General features: G+C 41.6%; 7 protein-coding genes. 5 read left to right on the top strand and 2 right to left on the bottom strand.

The window, feature by feature from the left end:
- A partial coding sequence (locus I8752_RS19790; RefSeq protein ID WP_214434006.1) for a transposase occupies positions 1-390 on the top strand: 390 nt, incomplete at its 5' end.
- A 9-nt stretch (positions 391-399) separates the two neighbouring features.
- Here the strand turns inward: I8752_RS19790 and I8752_RS19785 are convergent.
- Together I8752_RS19785 and I8752_RS19780 are read right to left on the bottom strand one after the other, a co-directional pair.
- Complete coding sequence (locus I8752_RS19785) at positions 400-1,362, bottom strand: tetratricopeptide repeat protein (protein ID WP_318780870.1); 963 nt, start codon at positions 1,360-1,362, stop codon at positions 400-402.
- Positions 1,363-1,521: 159 nt separating this feature from the next.
- Complete coding sequence (locus I8752_RS19780) at positions 1,522-3,366, bottom strand: serine/threonine-protein kinase (RefSeq protein WP_214434005.1); 1,845 nt, start codon at positions 3,364-3,366, stop codon at positions 1,522-1,524.
- Between the two features lie 379 nt (positions 3,367-3,745).
- On the opposite strand from I8752_RS19780, the gene I8752_RS19775 reads away from it, so the two are divergent.
- The 4 genes from I8752_RS19775 (at position 3,746) to I8752_RS19755 (ending at position 11,097) form a co-directional block, all read left to right on the top strand.
- A complete protein-coding gene (locus tag I8752_RS19775) occupies positions 3,746-5,230 on the top strand; it encodes an NACHT domain-containing protein (protein ID WP_214434004.1) in 1,485 nt (494 codons plus the stop codon).
- Between the two features lie 11 nt (positions 5,231-5,241).
- A complete protein-coding gene (locus I8752_RS19770) occupies positions 5,242-5,547 on the top strand; it encodes a fertility inhibition FinO-like protein (RefSeq protein WP_214434003.1) in 306 nt (101 codons plus the stop codon).
- A gap of 655 nt (positions 5,548-6,202) precedes the next feature.
- Positions 6,203-10,075 carry a plasmid replication protein, CyRepA1 family gene (locus tag I8752_RS37475; protein WP_225895771.1) on the top strand — a complete coding sequence of 1,291 codons (3,873 nt, stop codon included), beginning with the start codon at positions 6,203-6,205 and terminating at the stop codon, positions 10,073-10,075.
- A 65-nt stretch (positions 10,076-10,140) separates the two neighbouring features.
- Complete coding sequence (locus I8752_RS19755; RefSeq protein ID WP_214434002.1) at positions 10,141-11,097, top strand: tyrosine-type recombinase/integrase; 957 nt, start codon at positions 10,141-10,143, stop codon at positions 11,095-11,097.
- Positions 11,098-11,431: the final 334 nt, after the last annotated feature.

The following is an 11,431-nucleotide window of genomic DNA, read 5'->3' as shown; positions in this document are numbered from 1 at the left end:
CTAGTTGATAGTCTAGGACTATTGTTGAAAGTCGTTGTCAGTGAAGCAAATGCCCCAGAGCGAGTACTTGCTGCCTACGCATTAATGGAACTATTAGAGGAGCGCCCAGAATTACTGGAAAAAGTTCAAGTCATGTGGGTTGATTCCGGTTACGACGGTGATAAATTTGCTCTTTCGGTTTGGCTGATGATTCAAGCTCACGTTGAAGTCATACGGCGTACCGAGCAAGAATTTCAAGTTCTCCCCAAACGCTGGGTAGTAGAAAGAACATTTGGGTGGTTGAACCAGTACCATCGTCTTAGTAAAGATTATGAGCGTCTCCCAGAAATGAGCGAAGCAGCCATATATGCTGTTATGACTAGAATTATGCTACGTCGTCTTGTCGTCTAAAGATTTACTTTATAAATAATCTCTAAGTCCCTCTTGGGCTTTATGAAGCTCAAAGGAATTATTGCTTTTCTTCGCCAGTTCCGATGCTGTCATGTATTGAACGCTTGCTTTATCTGGCAACCCAGCTTCAAAATAGCGATCGCCTAAAACCCTATAGATTGTTGGATTTGTACTTTTGCTTGTAACAATTCGACTTAATAATTCTATACTTTCATCTAAAAAACCTCTAGACGTATATACAGCATCTACATCCAGAACAGCTTCATCTTCAGGTAAACCTAAAGAATTGATTTGCTCTATTGTGTCTAGGACTTGATGAATTTCCTCTTGAGAAAACAAATTTACAGCAAAGGTATCTGCTGTAGGAGAAGCATCTTTTCTATAAGCAATTACAGTGATTTGAACCGCTTGAGCGAATGGTAGTTCTTTTTCCTGTGCTGGATAAGTCAGATGCGTTTGATTGACAATTCTTTCCCATCCAAAGTCGTATCCGCTCACTTTCACTTTATAAGCGGTAGCTCCTAGAACAGGAAGCCACGCGATCTCTGGTCTAGTTTTCATCAGTGAGCTAGTGTAGGGATAAATGATTGTAGGTTCAAAATCTTCCCCTATTCCACCTTTTCGCAGTAAGCACACCTTCAGATTATTAGGATTACATCTAGTTTCAGAGGTATTAACTTTTTCACACTTGTTAGAGGGAATTACACCGTTAGATAACCAAATAATATCTCCTGAACTGAAACATAAAAATTTTACTTTAGCGCCCTTTGAGACTTCTAACTTGTCTCCTTCGCACATTAAGCTTTTAGCTTTAAACTGCTTGTTTCCTTTTTCTATTATTCTGCCAATTGGCTCACATAGAACCTGACTTCTTTTAATTCTTACTAGTGGTGGATTAGCCAACAATGGTTCAACTGTTATTAATAGAAAGCTTAAGCAGAGTGAACCCAAAAAAATTGTATTATATTTCACTTTTTTGATACAGATATGTTGCTTATATCCGCTTATTATCTCATAGATAGCTGTGAACTTTATGTGATTAATATAATTAAGTGTAACAAGGTAAAAACTAGATATATTAGATGTCAAAATTCAGTAAAAAGTAGAGTTCATAAGTTTGTAACTACTTATTCATTTTTTAAGTATGCGGTCTAATAATTCTTGCCTCCACATAAAAACTTCTGGCAGACTCGATTTGCCTAACATACACACTTCCAATGAAATTCTGGCATCATCTTTTTTATTCAAAGCTTCCTCTACCTGAGACTGTAAACAGAAAGCATCTGTTCGTTCTGGATCTAAATCTGTCGCTTTTTCTAGATATTGTTGAGCTAAATTCAATTTTTTTTGCCGAAAGCTTGCCCATCCCAAATCTTTATACAATGATGCTTGTAATTCCCGATTCTGAGTTTTTTGCAACCCTTTTGTAGCTAAATAAATTGCTGCATTATAGTCTTTATTTTTATTTTTTAATCTTGATAAAGCGGCAATAGCAGGTATTGCTTGTTCGCTTTTTTGCATTGCTATTTGATATTCATTTTGTGCTAAATCATACTTCCCTTGGCTTTCATAAAAGTTTCCTAATCCATAATGTCCTTCCCAGTTATTATGTTCTAATGTAAATTGTTTTTCATAACTATTTTTAACACAGCTAATATCCCCTAATAACTGACACATAGCAGCTAAATTATTATATACTGATGCATCTTTATCGTTATATTTAACTGCTAACTCATAGTATTTTTTAGCTAGCTGAGGATTATCTAAATTTCGAGAGCCTTTATCAAAATAAAAACTTGATATAGTACGATTACTCCGAGGACTAATCTTTAAAGCCCAGTTAAATAACTCTTGCGCCCCCTGAGAATTATTTGCTGTTTCTAATTTTTGTCCTTGGGTTACTAGGTAGTTCGCTGCTAGAGGTATAGACAAAAAGACACCCCCAACAACTACTAAACCCATTAATGCATATTTACTATATTTAAATATTTGAGAATTAGTTAATTTATAAGTTTTAATTTGCTGAGGCAGTTTTTCTAATCGCTGCAAGATTAGTCGTGTAGTTTGCGGTCGCTGCACTGGCAGAGGAGCCATCAATTCCTCAATAAAATCAGCAAATGGGTTGTCAATTTGTGGTGCTTTATCTCTCCAAATTAATTTTCCTGTTTGTTGCTCTTTGGGCAAATCTATCAACTGAGTGCCAGTAACTAACTGTACGAAAGTTCGACCCAAAGCAAAAAAATCTGACTGTGGTACTGCTTGTCCCTCAATTTGTTCTAATGGAGTATAACGAGACGAGACTACGGCTGTAATTTCATATCTTCCTCCCCTACCTGTGTTAGTTCCACCACTTCCACTAACTTTTGCTAGATAAGTGTTAGTTAATCGCCGTGCAGTGCCAAAATCAACTAATGCTAGTTGGCCATTCGGTTGAAGAATTATATTAGAAGGTTTAATATCTCGATGAAAAAAATCAGAATGATGTACTACATCAAGTATCTCAACTAACTGTTTGAGCCATTCTAATGCTAAGGGTTGCGAAATACGCCCGTTAGATTCTATCCATTGCTCTAAGTTGTGTCCCTCAATCTTATCCATAATTAAACAATGTAGTGTTAAACGACTGTTATTAGGAACAAAAGTGAAAAAATCATATACAGTACTTTCGGGAATATTTGGATGTTGAATTAGCTGTAAAGCAAGAGACTCCTGTTCAATCAACTTAACTAACTTAGGCGTATCCCATCTCAAGACTTTCATAACTCGCCACTTACGGATGGGATTCCATTCAGTTCCAGCGTCATCTACTTCAAAAACTTCAATATAAGTGAATGGATCGTCAGTGAGCGCTCTCAAGGGTTTTACTAGACGTATGCGGTCATTAATCAATAATGAAGTACCACAACAGAGACAGTTTCCAACATCGTCGGGATTTTGACGGCGATCGCAAAACGGATTGATACAATAACATGACATATTTAAAAAACTTATACAAACAGTCGGCTATTGATCTCTATATATTCAGTTAACTTAATTGAGAATTTCATAGAACCGTGGCTAATTGAAAAGCTTACAGACATAGGTATAAAGGAGACTCTACCAATAAAAGCACGCTTACCGCTCACCGTCGAGTGCGCCCCAAAGGGAGCAAGCACTCCTATCTACTGGTAAACACAACAATATGCTTGATACGGAAGAGCGCTTTTATTTCTGGCAAGTGCCTAAGCGATCTACAAAGGTTTTAGTAACATCATTAGAAATTTGTATGCTACGCTGACTCAATCGAACAACCACAAGCGGAAAATTCTAGTAAGATCAAGTGTTATACAAAACATTCCTAAAGTCACCCTAATTTATGGAACGTTTCCAAAAGGGAGCTATTGCTAAGACAGAACAGGATCTCCTTGAACAAACTTGTTCAGGGGCGATAACTTTTGAGGAAGCTTTGATTGTAATAGATAATTTAGTGTTCGCCAAAATAGGTAGACACTTATCGGAAGCTGAAATCACTGTCTTGAAGGGAGCATGGAATGATTGTGACTACGAAGAGATAGCACAAAACTCACCTTATAGCCTGAATTACTTACAACGGCGTTTAGCTCCTCAATTGTGGGATGTATTGTCTGCTACCATTGGTGATGGCGAACGAGTTTACAAGAAGAATCTACGGGACTTTTTAGAAAAAGTAACTTCAGACAAGTATCATACTCTCCCATTGTCTATTAGAAATCAAACACTCCCTACCAACGGCTTCATACAATTCGTTGGAGGTCAACTACCTGATATCTCCAGCTTTTATGGACGGACACAGGAATTAGCTTATTTAAAAGAATTAGTAACTAAGCAGCGCTGTATTTCATTAATAGGGGTGCCAGGAGTTGGCAAAAGTGCATTAGCTGCAAAACTAGTAGCAGAACTTAATGTAGAATCTCAACCTAGATTTGATTGTTTGATTTGGAAATCAGTATCCCATGCACCACTAGTTCAAGAATTAGTAGCCGAGTTGATAGAGCTACTTCACCCCTTAGACCCCTCTTTTAGCCTGCCTGACTATACCCAACCGAGAATTACAGTTTTCATTAAGCAGTTGCAATCACGCCGCTGCTTACTGATATTAGATGAATTTGACACATTATTCCAGAAAAATAACTTTGAGCAGCGGCTAGAGTACAGAACATTTTTTCGTCGCTTAGTAGAAGAACAACATCAAAGCTGCCTGCTTTTAACTGGTCGAGTTTTTCCTAATGAATTTGATAGTTTAATAAGAGCTAAACGACCTATTCAGTATCTCAAAATTAAAGGTTTAGATGCAGATGCTGCAATGCAGATTTTAGCTGCTCAAGGATTGACCGATCCACAAAAATGTCAAGATCTAATTAAAACTTACAGTGGGAATCCATTAGAACTGGAAACAATAGGCGAGCGAATTAACTACTTTTTCGCTGGAAGTACCGAAATATTCTTTAATAATGAAACAACGTTTGTTAGCAGTGAACTTGAAGCAATGCTCGATAGAATGTTTAGTCAAGTATTAAGTGAAGTTCAGCAGCAAATTATGATTTATTTAGCAGATCAAATAGCTTTAAATTCACAATTTGTTAGCTTTGCTCAATTATTAGATGATATGAATAACAAGCAGAAAATATCAGTTTCAACATCAGAGTTAATCAAAGCATTAGAATTCCTTGAAAAATACTCATTAATAGAATCAATGAAAGACCCAACTACTAAAGAAATTAGTTTTACTCTTCAACCAGTAATTAAAAAGTATATTAAGACAGATCCACAGGGATTGGTACACGGAGCAGATGCTTCATCAACATTAGCGATCGCATCTTAACAAAGGTAACTATGATTGCAGGCAAACTAGAAATAACCATCAAAATTAACGAACTGCCACAATCAAAAACGGTAGAGAACAACTGGCAACAATTCGACATTGACTGTGATAGTCGCATCATTTCAATCACAGTCAAACCTAAGATTTGCAAAAAGTTGACCGATACTGCCAGTAATAACCCACAGTGGGTTGCAGCGATGATTGCTGGCAAACTCGGTCAGCAAACAGAACAAGGGTTCGTGTTAGAGGAACCTAACATACAAGTTTTCGAGCGCAAACCCAAGGCAGAAACAACAGCCACGCCTGGAGCTGCTTGAGAAAAACCCTCAACCAAGAGGGTCAGTTTGAACAAATATTAATGAATTACGGAGGTGTCAAAAGTAAACAATCAGAACATTGTTAGATCCTAAAAGACCAGAAGTTCTGTAAGATCGAGCTACTAACTTGATGAAGCGATTAATGGAGGTTTTCACAAGACAATCGCAATTGAAAGGACAAACCGCACTTTTAGAGTGACGCTTTGCCCAAAACGAGACAATTAAATAGTTTCAGAGCGGGGTTGATCTCATAGGTACCAAGGAAGTGGTGCTTAAAGTTTGGCGACTTTTCCACTGACTGGTCAGAAGAGATTTAGTCCACGCTGCTGCTTCTCGTATTATAGCGAGAAGCCACACAAATGTAATGCATTCGTGTGGCAATTTTGGCTGTTGAATTTTCTGGAATCTGATAAAGATGAAGTTTGGTTAAGAAAATTCCCGATTTTCGTAGTTGAAACAACTAGCAGCGTCATAAACCCCCTTTGAAGCTTGCAAACCAAGATTCAGAGGTAAATATTGTGATAAATCAAGAATGCCCAATACAAGAGGGTGTTAAGGTTAGGCTATTAGGGATTGTAAGAGTGCCGATTAACAACTCTGTTCTCTCAAGAGCTTTGAGACAGGGAACCACCCCGACAGGTGGGGGCAGAAGCTGATGAGCGATCGCACAATTGAATACCCCAATAATCTCACCGCAGCAGAGTATCATGAGCTAGCGGTGAGCAGTGCGATTCATCCATCATTGATCGAGCGCAACTTTTCTCATATTGAAGGAGAAACAGTTTACGATTATCTGTTCATCTCTAGTGCGCTCCCCCGAAAAAACGCTGGTCGAGTTACAGACGGTTTTTTGAAAGCCTATCTGCATTTAATGGCAGGGGGATTATGGATTAGCGGACTTGACCCACAGCTAAACTGGTTGCCAATGGAGTGGGGACGAATGAAACCCTCCCTACCCCGAATTGACTGGGAAAAAGGGAAACCAGTTAAGTACGAATCGCCACCCAAAACGCCTAACCGTGTTACCTACTTTGATGTGGCCGATTGTATTTGGGATATTGTGGCACGCAGGTATAACATCAAGCGCTATCACTCCCCTCTAGCGTTGAGGTTACTAGACTTATTAGCACCACTGATATTCTGGGAGTGGGTCAAGCGACACCCAGAGATCCCAATAATATTATGCGAAGGCGAGAAGAAGGCTGCCTGTTTACTCAGCTTGGGTTTTGTAGCGATCTCACTGCCAGGGATCTGGAATGGTCGCGTGGGCAAAAAGGATTTTGATGAAAGGCTGCATCCAGACCTAGTACCATTAGCCCAGCCGGGGCGCAAGTTCATTATCCTATTTGACTACGAGACTAAACTGAAAACCCGGTGGTCAGTATATCAAGCCACAGTTCGCACAGGTAAAGCGATTGAATCTCAGGGTTGTGTTTGTGAAGTGGCACTACTGCCAGGGCCAGAAAAAGGTGTAGATGATTTTGTAGTTGAGCGAGGTTCAAACGCTAACGCACTTTTGACGGCAATTATTGATGATGCTTTATCTCTCAAAGATTACCAGCGCTCGTTCATAGTTAAGCACCAAGGACTGAGAAAATATAAGCCCAATGAAGTTGTCAATGTTCAGTATCTCACAAGCGCACTTGTAGTACCTGCCGAGCAACAATCTAAAACCAAAAATCTCAAAGAGAAAAACAACGATGCTACTCAAACTGCACCAGATGTTTTAATACAGCAAAACGCTCCTCTAAATTTACAACAGTTAGCATTAGAACTGTTGAGCGAATCGAAAACTCGCACTCAAGATGCAGCAAAGGTGAAGAAGGCAGAAGGCAGAGGGCAGAGGGCAGAAGGACTGCAATGCAGTGTAGGCTCTACACCTACACTGATTGCAAGACACCAAATCGAAGATTTTGGTGTGGGGCTTAAACCCTTACTCCCTTCAGTCGTGGCAGAGGCTCCGAATCAGAATTCCCTTCTGCCTTCTGCCTCCTGCCCTCTGCCTTTCGTGCTAACTTCCGAGACTGTTTCAACTCAAGTACAGATTCCAGATGAACCCCAGCCTCCCAAGTCAGATTTCGGATTAGCTTTTAGTGTCCGGTTGCCAAAAACTGGACTGGTGGGACTACTAAGCGGTATGGGGACTGGCAAAACCGAGTTGATGCGTTACTGGCGTAAAGCTAACCCCGGACTGAAATTCCTCAATAACGGGCATCGAGTAAACTTGCTCAAAAACTTAGGAGTTCGACTGGAAACCTTAATGTATTCTGACCTGGGTTATGCAGCTATGGCTACTGCCGAGGCACTTAGCATCACCATCGATAGCCTACATAAGCTCAATACCCAGGCATTACAATATGGTTGCGTATTCATCGATGAGGCTTGCCAGTATCTAACTCACCTATTACACAGCAACACCTGTAAGTCACATCGCGCCATCATATTAGAGGTACTACATCATATTGTCTACAATGCACCCTTGGTGGTCATCGCTGATGCACACCTGGATGATGTGACTATCGACTTTTTTCGAGCAATGCGTCCACCAGGGGAACAACCATACATTATCGAGAACCAATGGAACAATGGAGATCGCACCATCTATTGGTATGAAGGTCAGGACTCGTCGGCGTTGGTTGCTCAAATAAGTGCCGCACTAATGCTAGGTCAGAAAATTATGGTAGTGTCTGACTCGAAGCGTTTCATTAAGAAGCTAGAGAAATCTTTGAGTGTGCAGATTGAACAAGAAGCTTCGCCTGGGGAAACAGACAAAAGGAAGAATGTAGCTCAAGAAGTAGCGAAGTCAAAAGTCGCAAGTCAAAGGTCACAAGTGAAGTCTTTACCTCCCACTTGCGACTTCAAACTTCCGACTTCAAACTTGCGAATCTGGTCAATCCACTCAGACAACTCTGGCAGTGAGGAGAATGTAGCCTTCATTAAAGACATCACCAATGCCGTCAAAAATATAGATGTACTTTTAACTTCGCCCAGTCTGGGAACTGGTGTAGACATTGCAGACTATCATTTTGATTTAGTGTTTGGGGTGTTTCATGCCATCAGTCAAACTGCAACTGAGTGCGCTCAACAACTGTGGCGCTATCGCCCAAAAGTTCCAATTCATGTTTGGGTGGCCCCAAAACCCCCATTTGGTTATCTCGATACCAACCCCACTAAAATTAAGGAGCGATTGCTTCAAACCAACGAAATCACGGCTTTTCTGTTACGGATTGACCGGGAAACTGGCAAGCGAGGTGCTGAGAAAGATTGGGCATTGGACGCTTACTGTCAAATAATAGCCAACCGTCACCAATCAATTAATAATCTTCGGGCTAACCTTCAGGACTTATTAACCCAGATGGGCAATTCTATAGTACCTGTGGGTGAAGAGCATGATGCAATAGCTTGGGAATATTTGAAAAATGCTGCTGATGCTTTGGATACTGCTCACAATCATGCTGTCGCCAAGGCTAAGAATATTTCCAAAAGTGAATACCGGGCGCGTCAAACTAAAGATTACCTTTCACCTGACGAAATTAACGAGTGTGAGAAGTTCCGCATTCACGATGCTTATGGAATGGAAGTTACTGAATCATTGGTTGAGAAAGATGATGGCGGGAGATTAATTCGGGCGTTCGCCGCACTTGAGGCCATCTTATCTCCACCAGATGAAATCATATTAGACTCCAAAACTGGCAAACAGTACCCCGCACCACCAGCATTTGTTACGGGAAAAGACCGCGCCGAACGCGACAAGCTACCATTTTGTATGGACTGGGGAAATTATTCTGCCAAGTGGTTAGCCCGATTCAACTTGGGGTTACATGACATCCTGAAACGTTTAGTAACCTCCTCTGAGATTACTGCAAGTGACACACATCTATTAAATATGACTGCGAGCGCCATTCAATGTGCTGCTCACATCAAAGCAATTCTTGGTTTCACTGTACCAACCGACTGTCAACCAATCTGGCTGCTGGCCACTCTCCTTGAGCAACTTGGACTAAAGTTAGTTTGTCGTAAAATTGGTCCTCGCGGTCAACAAGTGAAATTCTTCTCGCTCTCAAAGTTAGAATTAGAATTTGCACTACAAGTTATCGCTCACCGTCAACAGCAACGGGCTGATTATTTCCAAACCCAGTCTTCGCTAGGGTTAGAACGTGTTTCTCACCCCGTATCCACCCCCCCCGATAATTGTATAGGGAACCCCCATTTATCGGGGGGGGATACTACGCAACTTCAAGAGGCAGAGGGGCAAGAATTTCTCTCCGCTGCACAAGCGCTCCCCTGCCCCGAAGCTTCTTCCCCAGATCGCACGACTCTACTTCACTGTGTGGAAACCCTTCGCTCCGGGCTGGGCAAAGGAGCAGAAGCTGTCAAAGGAATTCTCAAGCGATGGGCAGGAGATTTGCGGTGGGAAGTGGTCTTGCAGCTGGAGGCGATCGCACAGGAAGAACTGCGTTCCTTGGAGGCGGCAATTCCGGAATTTTACGAGTGGCTAGATGAATTGGTGTTGCCAATGGAGGGATAAGGCAGCTCGCCTTGTCCCCTTTTCGGGGAAAATTTACTTATGAGAATGTGTGTTCTGATAAGTAAATGTCTCGCTTACCAGTCCAATCTTTAGTTTTGACCTCTCCGCTGCCTTTGACCATTCACCCGGCGGCAGTCTACCTTTGTGCCCTGGCAAATGGTTCTCAACGGACAATGGAACAATCTCTCAATGCGATCGCACTTTTGATTTCCAATGGGGAGTGTGATGCTTATACGCTCAATTGGGCGGCTTTGCGCTATCAGCACACGGCGGCAATTCGTACTGCCTTAGCACAAAAATATTCCCCAGCGACAACGAATAAAATGTTGTGTGCATTACGCCGAGTTCTCAAAGAAGCACTGCGGCTGGAATTAATGGATGCAAAAGATTATGCTAAGGCTGTGGATATTCAGAGTGTGAAAGTCAAAAGAAAACTTAAAGGCAGAGCGTTGACATCGGCAGAAATTGGCGCACTGCTAAAGGTATGTCTTGACGACCCCACACCACAGGGTATTAGAGATGCGGCGTTGATTGCCATACTGCGCGGTACGGGGGTAAGACGGGCGGAAGTGGTAAATCTGGACTTGAAAGACTTGAGCCGGAATGGGGAATTACAAGTTCGACAAGGTAAAGGTGATAAAGACCGGACAGTGTATTTGCCAACGGGCGCAATGGCACTGGTTGAAGATTGGCTGTGTGTTCGTGGTCGTAAAGGGGGAGCGTTGTTATGCCCGATTCGCAAAGGTGGAGAGGTACAATTAAGAAGAATGTCATCACAGGCAGTATTGCTGATTGTTCGCAAACGCGCTGCCGAATCAGGGGTAGAGTCTTTTTCTCCCCATGACTTTCGCCGGACATTTTGCTCAGACTTGCTAGATTCTGGGACAGATATTGTGACTGTACAGAAATTAGCCGGACACGCTTCACCTGCAACAACTTCTAAGTATGACCGTCGCGGCGAAGAAACTAAACGCCTTGCTGTGGAAAACTTAGAGCTTCCTTACACTCCTCGTTCTAGGTGAAAGTGAGGTTGTCTTTTCATGCAGGGCAAGACTTTCTACACAGTGCGTATAGACAAATATTTATTGTCGAGTCGCGGACTATTGAAAATCCTCACCTCATACCAATTCGCAATTCGCAATTCGCAATTCGCAATTAAAAAACTTAGATACAGCAAAGCTTTCAATGGTTAAATCTGTTTCATGATTTTAGTGAATTGGTATCAATCATCAGCAAGGGAGCAACGCGAAAAAGTGAGATCGTCGTGAAATGAGCAGGGGAAGCGGGGGTAGCTGGGGTAGCTGGGGGAGAAAAGAGAAAGATTTAGTAAATTTTGCTACTAAAACTATACTAGAT

The sequence above is a fragment of the Dendronalium phyllosphericum CENA369 genome (genome assembly GCF_016056275.1).
Classification (GTDB): Bacteria; Cyanobacteriota; Cyanobacteriia; order Cyanobacteriales; family Nostocaceae; genus Dendronalium; species Dendronalium phyllosphericum.
Note: the sequence above shows the minus strand (reverse complement) of the source record. Positions and strands in the feature narration are given on the sequence as shown.